The organism is Bradyrhizobium sp. UFLA06-24, assembly GCF_054967145.1.
The window spans coordinates 45,299-65,715 of record NZ_JADFUE010000005.1 but is presented as its reverse complement, the minus strand read 5'-3'; the positions used below and the strand labels follow the sequence as shown (position 1 = coordinate 65,715).

23 protein-coding genes are annotated in these 20,417 nt (G+C 63.9%); 13 read left to right on the top strand and 10 right to left on the bottom strand.

Annotation, left to right across the window (positions count from 1 at the left end; translation table 11 throughout):
• The 3 genes from IF809_RS06820 to flaF form a co-directional block, all read left to right on the top strand.
• Positions 1 to 1,466, top strand: a 1,466-nt coding sequence (locus tag IF809_RS06820) for a DUF1522 domain-containing protein (protein WP_462837161.1), incomplete at its 5' end; no start/stop codon positions are given.
• 217 nt (positions 1,467 to 1,683) lie between these two features.
• Positions 1,684 to 3,930, top strand: coding sequence for a DUF1522 domain-containing protein (locus IF809_RS06815; protein WP_462837160.1), 2,247 nt, complete (start codon positions 1,684 to 1,686; stop codon positions 3,928 to 3,930).
• A 295-nt stretch (positions 3,931 to 4,225) separates the two neighbouring features.
• Entirely contained in the window at positions 4,226 to 4,594 is a 369-nt protein-coding gene (flaF, locus tag IF809_RS06810; RefSeq protein ID WP_462837159.1) for a flagellar biosynthesis regulator FlaF, read from the top strand.
• 71 nt (positions 4,595 to 4,665) lie between these two features.
• Here flaF and IF809_RS06805 read toward each other — a convergent pair whose 3' ends face one another.
• The 4 genes from IF809_RS06805 to IF809_RS06790 all read right to left on the bottom strand — a co-directional run bounded on the left by IF809_RS06805 (position 4,666) and on the right by IF809_RS06790 (position 7,216).
• On the bottom strand, positions 4,666 to 5,025 hold the full coding sequence (locus IF809_RS06805; protein ID WP_462837158.1) for a hypothetical protein: 360 nt from the start codon (positions 5,023 to 5,025) through the stop codon (positions 4,666 to 4,668).
• 158 nt (positions 5,026 to 5,183) lie between these two features.
• Complete coding sequence (locus tag IF809_RS06800; RefSeq protein WP_462837157.1) at positions 5,184 to 5,681, bottom strand: hypothetical protein; 498 nt, start codon at positions 5,679 to 5,681, stop codon at positions 5,184 to 5,186.
• Positions 5,682 to 5,693: 12 nt separating this feature from the next.
• Positions 5,694 to 6,080, bottom strand: coding sequence for a flagellar assembly peptidoglycan hydrolase FlgJ (flgJ, locus tag IF809_RS06795; RefSeq protein WP_462837156.1), 387 nt, complete (start codon positions 6,078 to 6,080; stop codon positions 5,694 to 5,696).
• Positions 6,080 to 7,216, bottom strand: coding sequence for a flagellar basal body P-ring protein FlgI (locus IF809_RS06790; RefSeq protein WP_462837155.1), 1,137 nt, complete (start codon positions 7,214 to 7,216; stop codon positions 6,080 to 6,082). Before IF809_RS06790 ends, flgJ begins: the two co-directional genes overlap by 1 nt.
• Positions 7,217 to 7,496: 280 nt before the next feature.
• Here IF809_RS06790 and IF809_RS06785 point away from each other — a divergent pair, with 280 nt between their 5' ends.
• Positions 7,497 to 7,910 (top strand): flagellar assembly protein FliX, encoded by a 414-nt coding sequence (locus tag IF809_RS06785; RefSeq protein ID WP_453996928.1) that lies wholly within the window; start codon positions 7,497 to 7,499, stop codon positions 7,908 to 7,910.
• Between the two features lie 47 nt (positions 7,911 to 7,957).
• Here IF809_RS06785 and IF809_RS06780 read toward each other — a convergent pair whose 3' ends face one another.
• The gene (locus IF809_RS06780; protein ID WP_128965418.1) at positions 7,958 to 8,329 is read right to left on the bottom strand and encodes a winged helix-turn-helix transcriptional regulator; all 372 of its coding nucleotides are present in this window, start codon (positions 8,327 to 8,329) and stop codon (positions 7,958 to 7,960) included.
• Between the two features lie 146 nt (positions 8,330 to 8,475).
• Here IF809_RS06780 and IF809_RS06775 point away from each other — a divergent pair, with 146 nt between their 5' ends.
• The 3 genes from IF809_RS06775 (at position 8,476) to IF809_RS06765 (ending at position 10,745) form a co-directional block, all read left to right on the top strand.
• Positions 8,476 to 9,087 carry an NAD(P)-dependent oxidoreductase gene (locus tag IF809_RS06775; RefSeq protein WP_128965419.1) on the top strand — a complete coding sequence of 204 codons (612 nt, stop codon included), beginning with the start codon at positions 8,476 to 8,478 and terminating at the stop codon, positions 9,085 to 9,087.
• Between the two features lie 216 nt (positions 9,088 to 9,303).
• Entirely contained in the window at positions 9,304 to 9,669 is a 366-nt protein-coding gene (gene dksA, locus IF809_RS06770; protein WP_008142458.1) for an RNA polymerase-binding protein DksA, read from the top strand.
• Between the two features lie 266 nt (positions 9,670 to 9,935).
• Positions 9,936 to 10,745: a phytanoyl-CoA dioxygenase family protein gene (locus tag IF809_RS06765; RefSeq protein WP_453996930.1), complete on the top strand. Its 810-nt coding sequence runs from the start codon at positions 9,936 to 9,938 to the stop codon at positions 10,743 to 10,745.
• Positions 10,746 to 10,985: 240 nt separating this feature from the next.
• On the opposite strand, the gene IF809_RS06760 is transcribed toward IF809_RS06765, so the two are convergent.
• Positions 10,986 to 11,384 carry a winged helix-turn-helix transcriptional regulator gene (locus tag IF809_RS06760; RefSeq protein WP_462837154.1) on the bottom strand — a complete coding sequence of 133 codons (399 nt, stop codon included), beginning with the start codon at positions 11,382 to 11,384 and terminating at the stop codon, positions 10,986 to 10,988.
• A 92-nt stretch (positions 11,385 to 11,476) separates the two neighbouring features.
• Between IF809_RS06760 and IF809_RS06755 the strand changes: the two genes are divergently transcribed.
• Both IF809_RS06755 and IF809_RS06750 read left to right on the top strand, forming a co-directional pair.
• Positions 11,477 to 12,505, top strand: a complete 1,029-nt coding sequence (locus tag IF809_RS06755; protein ID WP_462837153.1) for an SDR family oxidoreductase — start codon at positions 11,477 to 11,479, stop codon at positions 12,503 to 12,505.
• A 90-nt stretch (positions 12,506 to 12,595) separates the two neighbouring features.
• Entirely contained in the window at positions 12,596 to 13,375 is a 780-nt protein-coding gene (locus IF809_RS06750) for a 2-keto-4-pentenoate hydratase (protein ID WP_462837152.1), read from the top strand.
• Between the two features lie 187 nt (positions 13,376 to 13,562).
• Here IF809_RS06750 and flgH read toward each other — a convergent pair whose 3' ends face one another.
• The 4 genes from flgH to flgF are packed head-to-tail and all read right to left on the bottom strand — an operon-like array spanning position 13,563 to position 17,044.
• Positions 13,563 to 14,324: a flagellar basal body L-ring protein FlgH gene (gene flgH, locus IF809_RS06745; protein ID WP_128965422.1), complete on the bottom strand. Its 762-nt coding sequence runs from the start codon at positions 14,322 to 14,324 to the stop codon at positions 13,563 to 13,565.
• 9 nt (positions 14,325 to 14,333) lie between these two features.
• Positions 14,334 to 15,467 (bottom strand): flagellar basal body P-ring formation chaperone FlgA, encoded by a 1,134-nt coding sequence (gene flgA, locus IF809_RS06740; protein WP_462837151.1) that lies wholly within the window; start codon positions 15,465 to 15,467, stop codon positions 14,334 to 14,336.
• Between the two features lie 10 nt (positions 15,468 to 15,477).
• A complete protein-coding gene (gene flgG, locus IF809_RS06735) occupies positions 15,478 to 16,266 on the bottom strand; it encodes a flagellar basal-body rod protein FlgG (RefSeq protein ID WP_128965423.1) in 789 nt (262 codons plus the stop codon).
• 16 nt (positions 16,267 to 16,282) lie between these two features.
• Entirely contained in the window at positions 16,283 to 17,044 is a 762-nt protein-coding gene (gene flgF / locus IF809_RS06730; RefSeq protein WP_128965424.1) for a flagellar basal-body rod protein FlgF, read from the bottom strand.
• A 385-nt stretch (positions 17,045 to 17,429) separates the two neighbouring features.
• Between flgF and fliL the strand changes: the two genes are divergently transcribed.
• The 4 genes from fliL to IF809_RS06710 are packed head-to-tail and all read left to right on the top strand — an operon-like array spanning position 17,430 to position 20,376.
• On the top strand, positions 17,430 to 17,930 hold the full coding sequence (gene fliL, locus IF809_RS06725) for a flagellar basal body-associated protein FliL (protein ID WP_453983064.1): 501 nt from the start codon (positions 17,430 to 17,432) through the stop codon (positions 17,928 to 17,930).
• Positions 17,931 to 17,960: 30 nt separating this feature from the next.
• Entirely contained in the window at positions 17,961 to 19,163 is a 1,203-nt protein-coding gene (gene fliM / locus IF809_RS06720) for a flagellar motor switch protein FliM (RefSeq protein ID WP_128965426.1), read from the top strand.
• On the top strand, positions 19,160 to 19,606 hold the full coding sequence (locus IF809_RS06715) for a DUF6468 domain-containing protein (RefSeq protein WP_128965427.1): 447 nt from the start codon (positions 19,160 to 19,162) through the stop codon (positions 19,604 to 19,606). Before fliM ends, IF809_RS06715 begins: the two co-directional genes overlap by 4 nt.
• A gap of 8 nt (positions 19,607 to 19,614) precedes the next feature.
• A complete protein-coding gene (locus tag IF809_RS06710) occupies positions 19,615 to 20,376 on the top strand; it encodes a MotE family protein (RefSeq protein ID WP_128965428.1) in 762 nt (253 codons plus the stop codon).
• Positions 20,377 to 20,417: the final 41 nt, after the last annotated feature.

Sequence of the window (20,417 nt, the reverse complement as noted above, 5' to 3'; positions counted from 1 at the left end):
CCTCCGGCGTGAGGGGCGCGACGATCTCCGGCGGTGCTGCCACCATCAACGCTAACAACGCCGGCCAGACCGCGTCCGCGATCGGCGCCGGTGCGATCACGCTGGAAACCTCGACGGGTGCCGATCTCTCGGTTGCTGGCAAGGCGGACATCCTGAAGGCCCTCGGCCTGACCACCGCAACCGGTTCCGGCACCGCCACGGTGACGGCGAGCCGCACCACGAGCTCGGGCAGCTTGGGCACCCTGATCTCGGACGGTTCGACGCTGAACGTCAACGGCAAGACCATCACGTTCAAGAACGCAGGTACGCCGGCAGCGGCGAACGTGCCGAGCGGATCGGGCGTGACTGGTAACGTCGTCACCGACGGCAACGGCAATTCGACGGTCTATCTCGAAGCCGGCACTGTCGCCGACATCCTGACTGCCGTCGACCTCGCCACCGGCGTGCAGACTGCAACCATTGCTTCGGGAGCTGCGACGCCCGGCACCGCCAGCGGCCAGACCGCGTCCTCGATCGTCGCCGGCGCGCTGCACATCTCGACCGGCGCGAACGCGGACCTATCGATCACCGGTTCCGGCAATGCGCTGTCCGCGCTAGGCCTCACCGGGTCGACTGGCACCGGTACCTCTTTCACCGCGAGCCGCGCTGCTGCAGCCGGCAGCATCTCCGGCAAGACCTTGACTTTCACCTCCTTCAACGGCGGCACGGCGGTCAACGTCACGTTCGGCGACGGCACCGGCGGCACGGTCAAGACGCTCGATCAGCTCAACGCGCATCTTCAGGCCAACAACCTTGCCGCCACGATCGATGCCAACGGCCTGCTCACGGTGTCCGTGATCAACGACTATGCCTCGTCGACGATCGGTTCGGCGACTGCCGGTGGCACGATCGGCGGCACGATCACGACCGCCTTGACCTGGACCAACGCGACGGCTCCGACCGTCGATCCGGTCGCGCAGGCGACGCGCTCCAATCTCGTTGCGCAGTACAACAACATCATGTCGCAGATCGACACGACCTCGGTCGACTCGTCGTTCAACGGCGTGAACCTGCTCAACGGCGATCAGCTCAAGCTGGTGTTCGACGAGACTGGCAAGTCGAGCCTGAACATCACCGGCGTCACCTTCAACTCGAAAGGTCTGGGTCTCGCCGCGCTGGTGCAAGGCACCGACTTCATCGACAATGCCGCCACCAACAAGGTGCTGGCGAGCCTCAACTCTGCCTCGAGCACGCTGCGTTCGGAGGCGTCGACCCTCGGTTCGAACCTCTCGGTGGTGCAGGTGCGTCAGGACTTCAACAAGAACCTGATCAACGTGCTGCAGACCGGCTCGTCCAACCTGACGCTGGCCGACACCAACGAGGAGGCCGCCAACAGCCAGGCGCTCTCGACCCGCCAGTCGATCGCGGTCTCCGCGCTGTCGCTGGCCAATACGTCGCAGCAGAGCGTGCTTCAGCTGCTCCGCTAAGTATCTGTAATATAACAGTAAAATACATCGGCGGGGCCTCGACCCCGCCGCTTTTTTGTTGCGTCGCTCCGGCCCCCTGCCGCGTAACCCCGCATTAACCCTGTCCCTTAAGTCGCCGTTAACCATACTTTAAAGGAGAGCCCCTAAGACTCCACCAAAGCCCGCTTTTCCAGATCGGCGAGCCCGATTCGTATCCGGTTCAAGAGGAAGACCGCCAATGTCCAACATCGTTCTCTCGGCGTCAGTTCGTCAGAACCTGTTGTCGCTGCAATCAACGGCCGACCTGCTCGCCACGACCCAGTCCCGACTGTCGACCGGCAAGAAGGTCAACACGGCGCTGGACAATCCGACCAATTTCTTCACCGCGCAGGGCCTGGACAACCGGGCGAGCGACATCAGCAACCTGCTCGACGGCATCAACAACGGCGTGCAGGTGCTGCAGGCGGCCAACACAGGTATCACCTCGCTGCAGAAGCTGATCGACAGCGCGAAATCGATCGCCAACCAGGCGCTGCAGACCACCGTCGGCTACTCGACCAAGTCGAACATCTCGACCACCGTGCCCGGTGCGACGCCGGCGGATCTGCGCGGCACCACCAGCTATACGAACGCAACCGCGAACGGCAATGTCGTCACCAACGGCACGGCCGGCGGCACGACCCCGATCACGACGGGAACGACGCTCGGCGGCGTTTCGCAATCTCTGGTCGGGGCTGCGGCTCCGAATGGTGCCGGCACGGCAGCGAGCCTTGCCCCTGGATTGTTCCTGTACGGGTCGCCGGCATCCGGGACCACCATCGCCAATAATGGCGCACCGGCAGACGGCGACGTGATGGTGGTGGACGGCAAGACCATCACTTTCCGGGCCGGCCCAACGCCGACCGCCGGTACGGTTCCCGCAGGCTCTGGCCTGAACGTAAACGTGGTCACCGACGGGAACGGCAATTCGACCATTTACATGGGCACGCCTGGCGCGCCGACCGCCACCGTTCAGGACGTGATGAATGCGATCGATCTGGCGAGCGGCGTGCAGAAGGCGGCCATCTCGGCAGGCCTTGCCACGTTAACCAACTCGTCCGGTACAAACGCGGGCATCGCTGCCGGCGTTCTGACCCTCACGACCGGCACGGGCGCCGACCTCAGCATCACCGGCAAGTCCGATCTCCTGAACGCACTCGGCCTGACGACCGCCACGGGCTCCGGCAACACGACTGTCACCAAGACGCGTCTAACGAACTCAGGGACGTTGGGCAGCCTCGTCCAGGACGGTTCCACGCTCAATGTCGACGGCAAAACCATCAGCTTCAAGAACGCCCAGGTGCCGGCCACCGCTCCGTCGGGGTCCACCAAGATCGGCAATCTCGTGACCGACAACACGACCGGCAACACGGTCGTGTATCTTCAGGGCGCCACCGTCCAGGACACGCTGAATGCCATCGACCTTGCGACGGGGGCAGGCACGATCAGCGGCGGCGCGGTGGTTGCGGCGAGCGGCTCGTCGCTGTCTTCGGTTGTCAACGGTGCTCTTAAGCTCTCGACGGGCACGTCGGCGGACCTGTCGATCACCGGGACCGGGAATGCCCTCTCCGCATTCGGACTGACCGGGTCGACCGGCACCGGCACCGCCTTCACCGCGAGCCGAGCGCCGGGAACGGGCAGCATCTCGGGAAAGACGCTGACCTTCACCTCGTTCAACGGCGGCAAGGCTGTCAACGTCACGTTCGGCGACGGCACCAATGGCACCGTCAAGACGCTCGACCAGCTCAATGCGCAGCTGCAGGCAAACCATCTGACCGCGACGATCGATGCCAATGGCGTGCTGACGATCACGACCGTCAACGAGTACGCCTCCTCGACGCTCGGCTCTGCGCTCGCCGGCGGCGTAGTCGGCGGCACCATCACCGGCGTGGTCTCCTTCACGACGGCGCAGCCGCCGATCCAGGACCCCGTGGCGCAGACGGCGCGCTCGAATCTGGTCGGCCAATTCAACAACATCCTGGCGCAGATCGACACCACCTCCCAGGACTCCTCGTTCAACGGGGTTAACCTGCTCAATGGCGACACGCTGAAGTTGATCTTCAACGAGACCGGCTCTTCCACGCTCAACATCAACGGCGTGGTGTTCAACGCGGCCGGCCTTGGCCTCAGCAACCTCGTCAACGGCGTCGACTTCATCGACAATGGCGCCACCAACAAGGTGCTCGCCAGCCTGAACGCCGCCTCCAGCACGCTGCGCTCGGAAGGCTCCGCGCTCGGCTCCAATCTCTCGATCGTGCAGGTGCGTCAGGATTTCTCCAAGAACCTGATCAACGTGCTGCAAACCGGCTCGTCCAACCTGACGCTGGCCGACACCAACGAGGAAGCGGCCAACAGCCAGGCGCTGTCGACCCGCCAGTCGATCGCGGTCTCCGCGCTGTCGCTGGCAAACCAGTCGCAGCAGAGCGTGCTGCAGCTGCTCCGCTAATTCGAAGCGCGAGAATCGAATCTTGAGAAAGAACGGCGGGGCTAATGCTCCGCCGTTCTTTTGATTGAGTTCGCTAACACGGGATTAGCCGCGATCGATGCGCATGATGCAGTGCAAGTTTACAGCCGGCCTCTCGCGCATTTATCATCGCGCTGACGAAACACTTCCGCGGCCCGTAATAATGCGGAGTGCTTCCAAAGGCACACGTAAGCAAATCTTAAGCGGTGATGCATAGGGTTGGGAAAGAAATCCTTAAGCCCGTTCAACGGGCTAGGTAGCTTCCAAGGTGTGATTGATGTCGAATTCCGCTGCCTCGGCCTACGCGCGTGTTGCCACGACCACCGCATCTCCTCGCGACATCGAGGCGCAGACTCTGCTGAAGGCCGCAAACAAACTTCAGGACGCGGTCAACAATGCTGATCCGTTCAGCGAGCAGACTACCCAGGCATTGATGTTCAATCGCAAGCTCTGGACGATCTTCCTCAGTGAAGCGATGCGCGACAACAATCCGCAGCCGCTCGATGTCCGGCAGAAGATCGCCAACATCAGCGTGTTCGTGCTGAGCCAGACCGCGGCGCTGCAGATGAACCCGCAGTTCGATCACTTCCGTCCGCTGATCGAGATCAACCGCAACATTGCTGCCGGATTGTCCGGCCGGCCGTAACGGATCGCGCTGCCGGCTCGGGCTATCTCGAGACCGCCAAATCACGCTCGACAGCTGATTCGGTTGGCGACTTAAGCGCTGAGGTCCGTGTTGAGCGGGCGCGATGGCTCCGACTTCAAATCCAGCGCATGGAAATAGGCCCGCCGGCGCAGCATCGCCTCGTCGGGGAATTGGTCGACCACCGCCTCAGTCTTGTCGTTGACGACCTGGAAGACCATGGACGCCGCCGCCTGGTCGAATATGACCTGGCGCGAGATGTTCTCGTTGCTCTGCAAATCATTGCGCGCGGGTGCGCTGGTATCGCTCGCCGCGACGGTCTGACTCACAGGCAAATCGGTTGGCACGGCATCGTTCGCCGCCGAATTCGACGTCGTCACGATCTGCGCGGGGACCGGGATCCCCACCGGTCTGATGCTGAAATCTGTACTCATGGCAGCCTCCTGGTTGCCTTACGTGAGTCAAATCCCAACCCCTCTCAATACGCAACCATGGAACACCAGGATTGAACACCCGGTTAGGAAACGTACCTAACCGCGCGACGCTTTTGTCGCGCGGTTTTTCGTAAAATTGAAAATAGCTTTGCGGAGGCTCAGAGCGAGCGGCTGACCGCGAGCGGTGTGATGTGGCGCGGGCCGGGAGCCGCACGCCGGCCCGCCGCAGTATAGGTGTTCGGCACGTTGCGCTTCTGGATCTCGGCGTTGACGCCCCGCACGACGCTCTCGGAGACCGCGTGCGCGGTCGCGAGCACGGTGAGGTTGACCTGCAGCATGGCGCGGAAGGCATCGTGATGCCGATGCAGCGTCGAGAGCAACTCGGGGGCGGATTTCGCCAGCTTGTCCTGGTTCGCCTTCAACTGGCCGACGGCGCCGACATAGCGTCGCGACAGCTCCTGCTTCTGGCTTTCGAGCGTCATCGCCTCGCGGACCTTGCCGGCGCGGACCAGCTCGGTCTCGCGCTCGATCAGGCCGAGCAGGGCGCTCATGGCGTCCATCAGGTCCTCCGCGAGCTTGCGCGCCTCGGTGCGGCCGGGCATGTTGTTCGCTCGCTGCGCAGGCATCTGCTGACGTGAGGCGTTGAATTGGCTCATCTCGAATGGACCTTATGCCGTACGAAGAGTGGTCTTGGCCTGCTGCATGATCAGGGTGCGGTAGACGTCGCGGGAGATGCCGACCCCGCCGGCGCTGGCGAAGTTCTTGGAATATTGCTCGGTCAGCATCGAACGCCACACCCCGGTGCCCGGCGTGTCGCCGAACGGGCCTTCGCCCTTCAGGCCCGAGGTCATCTGCGCGAACATGCTGTTGAGGAACATGCCCTCGAAGTCGGTGGCGGTCTTCTGCGCCTTGGCCTGCTGCTGCGGCGAGACCTTCTGAAGCGCGGCGGCGAGCTCGAAATCCGGCCGGCCGTTGCGGCTTTCCACGGAGAAAGCGGGGTTCAAGGAGGGGGCGGCGGTGGCAAGGCGCGCCGTCGTGAGCATGCCGGTCTGCATCACATCACCTCGATGTCGGCTTCGATCGCACCCGCGGCCTTGATCGCCTGGAGGATGCTGATGAGGTCGCGGGGGCCGATGCCGAGGCCGTTGAGACCGTCGACGAGCTGCTGGAGCGAGACGCCGTTCTTGACGAGGGCCAGTTTCTTGCCGTCTTCGGTGACGCCGACGCTGGAGCGTGGGGTGACCACGGTGCGGCCGCGCGACAGCGGGTTGGGCTGGCTCACCTGCGGGCTCTCCGAGATCGTGACCGTGAGATTGCCCTGTGCGACCGCAACGGTCGCGACACGGACATCGCGGCCCATCACGATGATGCCCGAGCGTTCGTCGATGATGATCTTGGCGGCGAGGTCCGGATCGACCTGGAGCTGCTCGATCTCGGTCAGGAACGCGACGACGTTGCCCTTGAACTCCGGCGGGATCGAAAGCTGCACGGTCGAGGGGTCGATCGGCTCGGCCGACTTGACGCCGAGATAGTCGTTGATGGCCGCCGCAATGCGCTTGGCGGTGGTGAAGTCCGCATTGCGCAGCGCGAGCCGCACGTTCGGCAATCGGTTCAGCGCGAACTCGATCTCGCGCTCGATGATCGCGCCGTTGGCGATGCGGCCGACGGTCGGGACGCCGCGGACGATCTTGGCCGCGTCGCCCTCGGCCTGGAAGCCTGAGATCGCGAGCGAGCCCTGCGCCACCGCATAGACGTTGCCGTCGGCGCCGAGGAGGGGGGTGACGAGCAGGGTGCCGCCGCGCAGATCCTTGGCATCGCCGAGGGCGGACACGGTAACGTCCATGCGCGTGCCTTGGGTCGCGAAGGCCGGCAGATTGCCTGTGACCATCACGGCGGCGACGTTGCCGGTGCGGATGGTGGCGCCGCGGATGTTGACCCCCATGCGTTCGAGCATCGCTTGCAGCGACTGCTTGGTGAAGGGGATGTTGTTGAGGGTGTCGCCCGTGCCGTTGAGGCCGACGACGAGGCCGTAGCCGATGAGCTGGTTCTGCCGCACGCCTTCGATATTGGCGAGATCCTTGATGCGCGAGGTCGCGCTTGCAGGCGCGATCGGGAGCGACAGCGCTGACATCGCGGCGCAGGCCACCGCAACGGCCCGGCTCAGAATCCTCACCCAACGAACGCCTGGCATCCTCTGCTCCCCAAGCTCCTCAAAGAGCCTCCTCACATCTCGGACCGTCTGCGACACTCCCATGACGAGCTGGTCCGACGCTGTCCTTGCGAGGGCTGTGCCAACGCGAGGCGGCGGGGTAGGCGATTGAATAGGTTGAATAAATCTCTTTCGATCGGCGCTAGCCGGCGTTCGCCTTGAGGAGCGAAACTGCCGCCTCCCGGCAGATTTTGCCGGGCCGTTTACGCCCCGTTAACCATAAAGCGGCGAATGTGGCGCATCGATCACCCGGATTGCTCCGATGCGCATCTACGGACCGAATGGCACCACGCTTGGGACGCCGGCCAGCCAGGCTAGGCGAACGAGCTCCGGCACCTTCGTGCTGCCGGACACCTCGTCGGCGCAGGAGACGCGCAGCGCTGCCGCACCGAAAGCCACCGCCAACATCGACGGGCTGCTCGCGCTGCAAGGCATCGAGGAAGATCCGGTCGAGCGCCGCAAGCGCTCGGTCGCCCGCGGCAAGACCGCGCTTGACGTGCTCGACGATCTCAAGATGGGCCTCTTGTCCGGCAATCTCGATGCATCGACGGTGATGCGGCTGCGCGATGCGGCTTCGAACCTGAAATCATCCTCGGGCGATCCCGGTCTGGATTCCGTACTGTCCGAGATCGAGCTGCGCGTCGAGGTCGAGCTGGCGAAGGCCGGGCAGGGCTAAACCTGTAGGCTTAGCGTCGCCCGGCGGGCTAAGCTTTCACGATCATCCTACGCCGCTTCCTCCTTCTGTTGCGTATCGTAGCGGCGCTGGGCGGCGAGCACGTCCTTCAGATTCTCCTCTGCCCAATCGCGTAGCGGATCGACCGCGGCGGCAAGTGTCAGGCCGAGCTGCGTGATCGAATATTCGACCGTCACCGGGACTGTGGCGATGGCGCGGCGCTTGAGCAGGCCGTCGCGTTCGAGCGACTTGAGAACCTGGCTCAGCATCTTCTGCGAAATGCCTTCAATCGTGCGGCGCAACTGATTGAAACGCATCGGCTCCTCGCGCAACAGCAACAGGATCAGCACGGCCCATTTGTCTCCGACCCGGTCGAGGATCTGGCGCGTCGGGCATTCGGCGGCATAGACGTTCGGCTTCATTTCAGATCCTCGTGCTTGCTTGGGCCGGCCAGCTGTTGTTCCGGTTACTCCTGTGTAATCAGGTAAGCACAAAGTGCTCTCTTAACACCAGCATTCTTTGCGATATCTAGTAACCATTGGTTACTATAGAAGCGAAGGAGCCTTTCATGAAAATCGCAGTCGCCGGTGCCTCGGGTCGAGCCGGTTCGGAGATTACCAAGGAACTGTCCCGCCGCGGCCATGCGGTGACCGCCATTGCCCGGAACCCTGAGAAGATCGCGGCACTGCCGAACGTCACGCCGATCAGGGGCGACGTGCTCGACCAAGCGGGTCTTGCCAAGCTGTGGGCCGGGCACGACGTGGCCGTCAGTTCCGTGCACTTCCTGGCGAGCGACCCGCATAAGCTGATCGGCGCCGCCAAGGATTCGAAGGTTGGGCGTTATCTGGTGGTCGGCGGTGCCGGCAGTCTCGAGGTCGCTCCTGGCGTCAAACTGGTCACAACTCCCGGTTTTCCGGCCCAATATAAGGCCGAGGCAGAGGCGGGCTCTGCCTTCCTCGATTTGTTGCGGCAGGAAAAGGACCTGAACTGGACCTTCCTCTCGCCCTCGGCGCTGTTCGTCGAGGAAGCGCGGACGGGCAAGTTCCGGCTCGGCACGGACCAGCTTCTCGCAGATGCGAACGGTAAGAGCTGGATCAGCTTTGCGGACTACGCCATTGCACTCGCCGACGAGATCGAGAAGCCGGCCCACTCAAGGCAGCGCTTCACGGTTGGCTACTAGGTCTTTTGGCCCCCTCCGAGCCCTCCAGGATAAACCTTCCTGTGCAAGGGCTTGGGGGCGCCAACCGCGCCATTAAGGAAATATTGTCTGTCACGGGAGGCCACTATATAAGGCCCGGCTCAACGGACCCCGTTCCGTTCGCGAGTCGTTGCTTAAGAAGATAGGCCGCCCTTGGAAAAGTTGAAAAACTACCGACCGACCGAAAAAGAGCCTTTCATGAACGACCGGCAGAAGGAGTACTTCCGTATGAAGCTCCTTGCCTGGAAGGATGAGATCCTCAAAGAGTCCAAGCTCACCCTGCAAGCGTTGCAGGAGGAGAACGTGAACCACCCCGATCTTGCCGATCGGGCATCGTCCGAAACCGACCGTGCCATCGAACTCCGCGCCCGCGACCGCCAGCGCAAGTTGATCGCCAAGATCGACGCCGCGCTCCAGCGCATCGAGGACAACACCTACGGGTATTGCGAGGACACTGGCGAGCCGATCTCGTTGAAACGGCTCGAAGCCCGGCCCATCGCGACGCTCTCGGTGGAAGCGCAGGAGCGCCACGAGAAACGCGAGAAGGTCTATCGCGACGAATAAAGTCCGAGCCGCAGCGATGCGGCTCTTTGTTTTTGGGCTCACGGTGCCGCTTGAGCGCCGCCGGTTTGGCGCGTAAATTAGCGCCGCCATGATGATTTGCACTCTCAATATCGCTTCGGTGTTTTTCCTGGGCTGATCCCGCTTCCGCACGGAAGCGCTGATCGCCCCCGCTGGCTTTCGCGCGCGGGATTCCAGTGAACCGAATGAGCCGGCCAGGTTCCGCATGACGCGGCCGATAACGGCTGGCGACAGCTTGAGAGACAATCATGACCGATCGAGATGACTCGCGTGCGCTCAGCGCCGCGCAAATTGCACAATTCATCGCACAGGGCTTCGTCCGGATCGACAACGCCTTTCCGCGCGCGCTCGCCGAACAGGGCCGCGCCATCCTGTGGCGCGATCTGCCCTGCAGAGAGCATGATCCCGCGACCTGGACGCGTCCGGTGATCCGGCTGTCCGGCTATGGCAATCCGCCGTTTCCGGAGATCGCCAATACAAAGGTGCTGCATCGCGCGTTCGATCAGCTGGTCGGCGCCGGCCGCTGGCGGCCGCGCAAAGATATCGGCGGCACCTTCGCGGTGCGCTTCCCGCATCCCGATGACCCCGGTGACGCTGGCTGGCATATCGATCTCAGCTTTCCCGGCGAGGATTGCGACCTCAACGAGCGGCACGAGTTCTCGGCCTGGCGGGCCAACATCGTTTCGCGCGGCCGCGCGCTGTTGATGCTGTTCCTGTTCTCCGACGTCGGCGAGAACGATGCGCCGACGCGGATCAGAGTCGGCTCGCACATGCCGATGGCGCGCTATCTGGCGCCTGCGGGCGAGGCCGGACGGTCGCGCATGGTCCTCGACGAGATGGGCGCCGACTGCCCGCTCGCGCTGGCGACCGGCGAGGCCGGAACGGTTTATCTGTGTCACCCATTCCTGGTGCATGCTGCGCAAAAGCATCGCGGAAAGACCCCGCGCTTCATGGCGCAGCCGGATTTGCCTCCGGCCGAACCGTACCGGCTGGACCGCGCCGATGGCAGTTACTCGCCGGTCGAGATCGCGATCCGGATGGCGCTTGGCCTCGCCTGAGACGAGCTAATGCGGTTTGGTCCTGTCGTGGCGTCGGTTCAGGCGCCACGACATCGCGCTGATCGTCGGGATCACGAAAAGTGAATCGCGATCAATGAGCTAGAGTCGAATCCTGCCAGCTCACGTGAGTTCGGATGAGAAACAGCCTTCACTTCAGGTGAGGACGGTTTTGAGAGTCGCATCAAGGAGATCGACGCGGATACTGAGAGACCGACCGAGCAGGATCAGGTTCCGCTGCATTTATTTCTCATGCGACGCTGCAAGGCGCGCCTCTCCATAAAGCCTAGACCAGCTCAATATTTCCTTAAACGCCGGCAGCAGGCCGTAAGCCGCATCCGTCAGTTCGTACTCGACCCGCAACGGCTTCTCGGCGAAGGCATTGCGCGACACCAGGCCGTCCTGCTCGAGTTCGCGCAGCTGCGTGGTCAGCATATGCTGGGTGATGCCGCTGATCGATCGCCGCAAGGCGCCGAAGCGGATCGCGCCGTTCATCAGCGCGAACAGGATCTCCAGTTTCCATTTGCCGCCGAGCGCGTGGAAGGCGCGCTTGAAGTCGGCGAGCAGGGCAGGGTCGGGGCTGCAGTCGCAATGGCCGTCGCAAACGCTGGTCAGGTTTTCCATACTGGTCTCGAAATCCATTCCACTTGTTCCGCCAGGAGATAGTGACCAGATGCGGCCTTGAGCAGGGGCGGATTCAATTCGTCGGTCCGCGCAATCAGGGGAATATGACGATGAGCAGTGTTCTGGTCACCGGCGGGTCCGGCTTCGTTGGCATCCATGTCGTCCTGCAACTCCTGGCCGCGGGCCATCAGGTGCGCACCACGGTGCGCCGCCCGGACCGGCAGGCCGGCGTGCTGGCGATGCTGCGCGAGGGCGGGGCAGCGTCGCCCGAAGGCCTGTCGTTCTTCACCGCCGATCTCACGGCGGACGAGGGCTGGCAGGCGGCGGTGACGGGGTGCGACTACGTGCTCCATGTCGCCTCGCCGCTGTCGACCAGTGTTCCCAAGGACGAGGATGACATGATCATCCCGGCCCGCGACGGCACGCTGCGGGTGCTGCGCGCGGCGCGTGACGCCGGCGTCCGGCGCGTCGTCATCACCTCGTCGCTGGGCGCGATCGGTTACGGCCACCCGCCGCGGGAGCGGCCGTTCGACGAGACCGACTGGACCAATCTCGAAGGCGCCGATGTGCAGCCCTACATCAAATCCAAGACGCTGGCGGAGCGGGCGGCCTGGGATTTTGTGGCGCGCGAGGGGGCCGGGCTCGAGATCTCGGTGATCAACCCCGCCGGGATCTTCGGTCCGGTGCTGGGGCCGGATTTCTCCGGCTCGATCGAGATCGTCAAATCGCTGCTCGACGGCGCCATGCCGGCGGTGCCGCGGGTCTATTTCGGCGTGGTCGACGTCCGCGACGTCGCCGATTTGCATTTGCTGGCGATGACCGCGCCGGAAGCGAAAGGCGAGCGCTTGATCGCGGTATCAGGCGAGACGCTGTCGATCCTGGATATTGGAAGGGTGCTGCGGCGGGAATTGGGAGCCAAAGCGCGGCGGGTTCCACGGATCCAGGCTCCGGACTGGCTGGTGCGGCTGGCCGCGCGCCGGATTCCCTTGCTGCAAGCCGTGGTGCCGATGCTCGGACGTGTCAGGCATTCGACCAGCGCCAAGGCGAGGTCGGTGCTCGGCTGGCAGCCGCGCTCCAACGATGAAGCGATCCTCGCCACCGCCGAGAGCCTGATCCGACTTGGCCTGGTCAAGGCGTGAGGCCGCCGGCCGCCCGCGCTTGTCAGGCCCGGGCGGGGATGCTGAAGTGCCGACCTCGAATGCGATCGCGTAGCGTGGGAGGCGGCGCCGATGGACAAAATTCTCGAAGCCGCAAAGGCGATCGCGCTGGCGCGCCGCAACCATGCGCCGCTCGCGGCGCTGGACCATCCCCCTGATGACGAGGCCGAGGGCTATCAGGTCCAGCGCGCGCTGCATGATCTCCTGCTGCCGCATGTCGGCCCGCTGGTCGGCTACAAGATCGGCTGCACCAGCCAGGTGATGCAGGAGTACATCGGCATCCCTCATCCTTGCGGCGGCGGTGTGTTCCAGAAGGGTGTGCATGAGAGCGGGGTGAAGCTTGCGGCGTCCGACTATGTCCGCGTCGGCGTCGAGTGCGAGATCGCGGTGCGGCTGAAGCGCAACCTCGCTGCCGGCGAGGCGCCGTTCACGGCCGAATGGGTCGGCGAGGCCGTTGATAGCTACCATCCAGCCATCGAGATCGTCGACGACCGCTATGTGAAGTGGGAGGCGATGGGTGCGCCGACCTTGATCGCCGACGATTTCTTCGCCGCGGGCTGCGTGCTTGGCGAAGCGGTCCCGCGCTCGTCCGTGCCGGACCTGAGGGCGGTCAAGGGCCGCGCCCTCGTCAACGGCGAGGAGGTCAGCCACGGCACCGGCGCCGACGTGCTCGGCCATCCCCACAACGCCCTCGCCTGGCTCGCCAACCACCTCGCCGTCGAAGGCAAGGGCCTGCATGCAGGACAGCTCGTGCTAACGGGAAGCCTGGTGAAGACGCTGTGGCTGAAGGCCGGCGACAAGGTGCGGATGGAACTGGACGGGATGGGCGTGGTGGAGGCGGAGTTTACGTAATGCTCTCTCCGCAATGACTGAGTGTGAGGTTGCGCGCCGCTGCAATTGCGCGGACTTGAACCGCTGCCATAACGACACCACAGCCCAAAAATACATGCGGCCCTCGCCAGGGGAGCTAGCGAGGGCCGCGTAGTACATCGTCGTTCGCGCCTAGGTTCGCGAGCACGATGTGGGAGCTGGGAAGAATTTAGAAGGGCAGCAGCACGTCCATGACTTGCTGGCCGTAGCGCGGCTGCTGCACGTCCGTGATCTGGCCGCGGCCGCCATAGGCGATGCGGGCCTGCGCGATCTTGCTGGAATCGATGGTGTTGTCGCTCTGGATGTCTTCGGGACGGACGATGCCGGCGACCACGAGCTCGCGGATCTCGTAGTTGACGCGGATCTCCTGCTTGCCTTCGACCACGAGGTTGCCGTTCGGCAGCACCTGGGTCACGACGGCGGCGACGTTGGTCTGCAACGCTTCAGTCCGGTTGACCGAACCTTTGCCGTCGCTGGAGGCGGTGGCGTCGGCGGTGAGAATGCGGCCGGGCAGGATTTTATTGGCTTGAGTAATGGTCTTCGCGCCGATGAAATCGGTGATGCCCGAATCTTCCTTGTTGGTGCGGCTGCGCTGGGTCTCGTTGGAGAGGTTGGCCTTGTCGGTGATGTTCACCGTCACGGTCAGGAGGTCGCCGACATGCGTGGCGCGCTGGTCCTTGAAGAAGGCGCGGCTGCCGTTGCGCCACAGCGAGTTGGGATTGTAGGAGGCGACTTCCGGCTTCGGCATCGGCATCTGCACCGGCTTGTAGCCCGGCTGCGTCGTCGGGTTGTCGATCGCCGACAGCTTGGGTTGCTCGCCGATCTGCGACAGACGATCAATCGATGAGCAGCCACCGAGCGCGCAGCTGGCCAGCAGCAGGGCAGAGATCGCGAGCCGACGTAAACGGGAAGCCGAACTGAAAGCGGACATGACGAACTCTTACTTGGCTTGAGCTTGCGAGACGCGAGCTTGGGGTATCTGGGCTTCCGCAACCTGGGCCGGCGAGGCCGGGGCCTGGACCAGGCTGCGGAGGAGGGCTGCGGTGTCGACGGGGGCGGGCGCTTCGTCGCGCTTGAGTGAGGAGGTCTGCTCGACGGCAGCGGCCATTGGCGCGGACTGGCTGGCGCCCTGCACCGTCACCTGGCCGCGGCCGGTGACGACGCCGGTCAACGTGCGCTTGGTCTGCAGATTGAGCACGCTCACGGTGTCGCCCTCGGCGCCGCCCTCGAGCGCCTTGCCGCGGGTGGTGAGATAGATTCCGGGGACCTCGTAGATGACGGTGACGCTCTGGTCGCGCGACACGAATTCCGGCTTGGCGATGTCGGCGACGCGAATCGGCGTGCCGGCGCGCATCGCCCGGCGCAGCTGCATGCCGACCGCGCGCTCGCGCGAGGCGGGCTCGCCCGTCACATCCGCTTTCGGCCGACGCTCCTGGGCGACGTCTGAGGATTTCAGCATCTCGCTGCGATCGATGTCGCGCGTCAGGACGGCGACCTCGACCGTCTCGATCGCGGTGCCGGTCATGCGCAGCTTGGTCGGGACCGGATTGCTGTCGTTGCTGATCTCGAAGGCGATGTCGAAGCGGCCGCCGCGAGCGTCGTAGCGGGTCGCGACCGCCTGCAGCGAACCGGTGTTGGAGGCGTCGAGCCGCATGTCGGAGATGCCACGGTCGAAGGTGATGGTGATGTTGGCGGCGTCGCCGAGGCCGAAGCGATGCTCGAGCGCGGAGGCGACCGCGTTTTCGAGATCCTTGCTTGCGATCGTGCGGGCAAGGCGGGTGACCTGCACCTCCTTGATATCGCCGGTCATCACGCCGATCACCTGCTTGGCGCGGAGCACGCTCAGGACCTGGGCAACCGGCAGCGCGCCGGTGGTGCCGAGATCGGGCGAGCGATAGATCGGGATCAGAGCGGACGAACCGGCATTGTCGATGAGGTCGCCGACCCGCACCACGTCGGAGGTGACGGTGACATTGGCGCGCAGCGTCGGCGCAGCGATGCCATCGTCGGCGGCCTGCGCCGGGAGCGCTAGCGCAAGCAGCACGGAGAGGGTGACGAGCGTGGTACGAATCATGGTCAGCACCTCAGCGGAACAGCGCCGTGGTCGATTGCATCATCTGGTCGGCGGCGCTGATGACCTTGGCGTTCATCTCGTAGGCGCGCTGTGCAGCAATGAGATCGCTCATTTCCGAGACGACATCGACGTTGGCCTGCTCGAGGCTGCCTTGCGTGATCTTGCCGTAGCCTTCGGAGTTCGCAGTGCCGTCCTGCGGCGTGCCCGACGACGTCGTCTCAATGAACTGGTTGCTGCCGACCGGCTGCAGGCCCGCCTTGTTGATGAAGCGGGTCAAGCCGATCTGGCCGAGAACGGTGTTGGTCGAGGAGCCCGGCAGGGTCACCGTCACCTGGCCCTGCTCGTTGACGGTGATGCCCGAGGCATTGTTCGGGATCGTGATGGTCGGCTGCACCGGATTGCCGGCCGCGGTGACGACGCGACCCTGATTGTCCATTTGGAAGGTGCCGTCGCGGGTATATTGGTAGGTGCCGTCGGGCATCAGGATCTTGAAAAATCCTTCGCCCGAGATCGCGAGGTCGAGATCGTTGCCGGTCTGCGACAGCGTGCCCTGGGTCATGCTGCGCGGCGTGCCGACAGTCTTGACGCCGCCGCCGATGTCGACACCGACAGGCAGGATGGTGCCCTGGTCCGAGGCCTGGGCGCCGACGCGGCGAACGTGTTCGTAGATCAGATCCTGGAACGCCGCGGTCTGCTTCTTGAAGCCGGTGGTGCGCAAGTTGGCGATGTTGTTGGAGATCACCTGAACGTTCAGTTCCTGTGCCGCCATCCCGGTCGCTGCAGTGTGAAGCGCCTGCATGTCAGTTCTCCTTCAATCAGGCCGGAACGTCGGCGAGCTTCTCGATCGCCGATTTGTGGAGGTCGCTCTGCTGCTGGAGCAGGTTGGCGATCGCGGTGTAGCTGCGCATCACCTCGACCATGCGGCTCATCTCGCCGACCGAGTTGACGTTCGACTTCTCGACATAGCCCTGCTGCAGGGTGGATTTGGTGTCGGGCTGCTGGGTGGCGGAGCCCGTGTCATAGAGATTGGCCCCGAGCTTGATCAGCTTGGCCGGATCGTCGAACGTCACCATGCGGATCTTGCCGCGGATCGAGTCGGTCTTGGCCGTGCCTTCCACCACCGTCACGGTGCCGTCGGGCGAGACGTTGATGTCGTGGTCGGTCGGCTGGAACACGATCGGACCGCCCGTGCCGAGCACGAGGTTGCCGTCCGAGGTCATGAGCTGGCCGGTGCTGCTGAGGGCGAACTTGCCGTCGCGGGTGTAGCGCTCGGCGCCGTTGACCTGCACGGCGAAAAAGGCGTTGCCGCTGATCGCCATGTCGAGCGGGTTGTTGGTCGCCTCCATCGGCCCCTGGCCGACGTCGCGGTAGGTGCCGCGGTCCTGCACATAGGAGACCCGGCGGTCGGAGCCGACGAAATTGTCCTCATGCGCGTTCGAGTTGAGATATTCCTCGAACAGCGAATGGTCGGCCTTGAAGCCGTTGGTGTTGACGTTGGCGACGTTGTTGGCGATGACATCCATCTGCCGTTCCAACGTCATCTGCCGTGACAAGCCGATCAGAAGCGCATTCTGCATCGGTCAATCTCCCCTGCGTGAGCTCGGCCATTTCGCTCTCCCAAGCGCCGTAGCCGATCCCGTGAACGAGGCCGTCGGGTTCTCCCAAACCGTTCGGTCTCGGCCCTCTCTCAGCGAAAGCCGTGCCAACTCTGAAAAACACGTAATTACAATTGGTTGGCTATTTTCCCGCGTTCCCGGCGGGAGGCAGAAAGGTTCTGTTAGCCATGTTTGCCCGGCAGATTTTTCCTAGCGGAGGGCCAATCGAAAGGTTCCGTTAACCATTATTACCGTAGCGTTTGCGCCTAAGAGGAGCGCATCGCGCCGGGACATTTGTATCGCGTCACTGTCTGTCAGGAGGCTTCGCTCTTTCGATTCCGTTTGAGATGAGCGAGCCCGGACGACCATGGCAGAGAATGAAGCGGAAGGCGGCGCAGCCACTGAGGGCCCCGAAGCTGCCCCGCCGAAGAACAAGCTCAAGCTCATCATCATGGCCGTCGGGCTGCTTGCTGTTCTCGGCGGCGGCGCCGCGACCTGGTTCTTCTTCTTCCGTCATGGCGATGAGGAGCATCATGCCGAGGCGGCGCCTCCGCCGAAGCCACCGGCCTTCGTCGACGTGCCCGACATGATGGTCAACCTCGCCGGCGCGCCCGGCGAGCGCGTGCAGTATCTGAAGCTCAAGATCGTGCTCGAGCTGAAGGAAGAGAAGCAGATCGAGGCGATCAAACCGTCGATGCCGCGGGTCACCGACATCTTCCAGACCTATGTGCGCGAGCTCCGCTCCTCGGACCTAAACGGTTCGGCCGGCATCTTCCGCCTCAGGGAGGAGCTGACCAAGCGCGTCAACGCCGCAGTCGCGCCGATTCAGGTCAGCGCGGTGCTGTTCAAGGAAGTCGTGCTCCAGTGAGGATGCTGCGGAAGGGGACGGGCTAGCGTCATGGCTGGCAACGAGCAGATGGACCAGGATGCGATTGCCGCCCAATGGGAGGCATCGCTCGATTCCGAGGATCCCGCGGAGGCCGCGAAGGCTGCTGCTGAAAACGAACTGTCGGAAACCATGGCCCTGCAATGGGCCGCCATGGTCGAGGACGGCAGCCGCGATCTCGGCAACGGCAAGAATTCCGGCGAACGGGTGCTGTCGCAGGAGGAGATCGACAATCTCCTCGGCTTCACCGTCGGTGACGTCACGCTCGACGACCATTCCGGCATCCGCGCGATCATCGATTCGGCGATGGTCTCCTACGAGCGTCTGCCGATGCTCGAAATCGTCTTCGACCGCCTGGTGCGGCTCCTGACGACCTCATTGCGTAATTTCACCTCCGACAACGTCGAAGTTTCGCTCGACCGCATCACCTCGGTGCGGTTCGGCGACTACATGAACTCGATCCCGCTGCCGGCCGTGCTCTCGGTCTTCAAGGCCGAAGAGTGGGAAAACTTCGGCATGGCGACGGTCGATTCCAGCCTGATCTACTCGATGATCGATGTGCTGCTCGGCGGTCGCCGCGGCAACAGCCAGCTTCGCATCGAGGGGCGTCCCTACACCACGATCGAGACCGAGCTGGTCAAGCGCCTCGTCGAGGTGGTGCTGGCCGACGCCGAGCAGGCGTTCCGGCCGCTGTCGCCGGTGACCTTCACGATCGACCGGCTCGAGACCAATCCGCGCTTCGCCGCGATCAGCCGTCCCGCCAATGCCGCGATCCTGGTGCGCCTGCGCATCGACATGGAAGACCGTGGCGGCAATATCGAGCTGTTGCTTCCCTATGCGACCATCGAACCGATCCGGGCCGTTCTGCTCCAAATGTTCATGGGCGAAAAGTTCGGTCGCGACCCGATTTGGGAAGGCCATTTCGCCACCGAGATCAACCGGGCCGAGATCGCCGTCGATGCCGTCCTCTATGAGGCCGATATTCCGCTCAAGCAGCTGATGCGGCTGAAGGTCGGCGACACGCTGCCGCTGGAAATGCGCGCCGACGCGACCGTCTCCGTACGCTGCGGCGACGTCATCCTCACGGAAGGGCGCATGGGCCGGGTTGGCGACCGCGTCGCGATCCGCGTGACGAAACCCTTGCGCAAGCCAAGTACGACACTTGCGATGTTCGAGAAGGTGGACGAACAGAACAAGCTAATGGAGGCCCCATGAACCACTCCCTGGGAATGGCGATCGAGACGCTGGTGGCTATCCTGCTGATGCTCACGATCGGCTACTGCATCCTGCTGAACAAGCGGCTGACGCGGCTGAAGGCGGACGAGCATTCGCTGAAGGCCGTGATCGGCGAGTTGATCACCGCGACAGAGATCGCCGAACGCGCGATCGGCGGGCTGAAGCTCGCGGTACGCGACGTCAACGAGAATCTCGGCAGCCAGCTCGCGGCTGCGACGCAGATGTCCGACCAGCTCTACAAGCAGCTCGGCGAAGCCGACAACGTGGTGCGCCGTCTTTCCAAGATCGCGATCGCGGCGCGCCCGGTCACCAATCCCGAAGCCGCCGCCGCGCCTGCGGCCAAGGCCTCGCCTGCGAAGGCGGTGGCCGCCGCCGCCGAAGCCTTCTCCGAACGCCGACGGTCCAACGGTCTCGCCGCATAAAGTCAGGTATGAAGTCGTTTCGTAACATCCGCGTCATTCCGGTCGTCCTCGTTGCGGTCGCGGGCCTTGCCATGCTGAAAGTGGCAGGGCTCGTGATCAATGGCGGCTATGTCTTCGACTATCAGCCGAACAGTGTGAAGAAGTCCTGGGCCCAGGAGAATCTGAACTTCCCGACCGGGCGCGAGGACCCTGACATCACCGGCTCGACACATGGCGAGCCGAAGGAAGCGCCCAAGCCTGCCGCGCCCGAAAGCAAGCCCGAGGGCACCCCGGTCAAGATGGACGAGGCCCAGCCGCAAGTCTCGGCCTCTGAGCGTGCGATCCTGGAACGTCTGCAGGCGCGCCGCCAGGAGATCGAGTCCCGCCAGCGCGAGATCGATATACGCGAGAGCCTGTTGAAGTCGGCCGAGAAGCGCATCGAGAGCAAGGTCGAGGAAATGAAGGCGGTGGAATCCCGCATCACCGCAACCCAGGCCGAGCAGAAGGCGGCCGAGGCCGCGCGTATGAAGGGCCTCGTCACCATGTATGAGGGCATGAAGCCCAAGGATGCCGCGCGGGTGTTCGACCGCCTCGAGATGGGCGTGCTGATCGAGATCGCCTCCGCGATCGCCCCTCGCAAGATGTCGGACATCCTGGGACTGATGTCGCCTGAGGCTGCCGAGCGGCTGACGGTCGAGATGGCGCGCCGCGCCAACGGGGGCGGGGATCAGGCTGCTTCCGCAGGGGACCTGCCGAAGATCGACGGTAAGCCGACGCAAAAGCCGAATTGAGGGCTCATACTTAAGAAGTCCTTAATTGGCAAAACCTACAT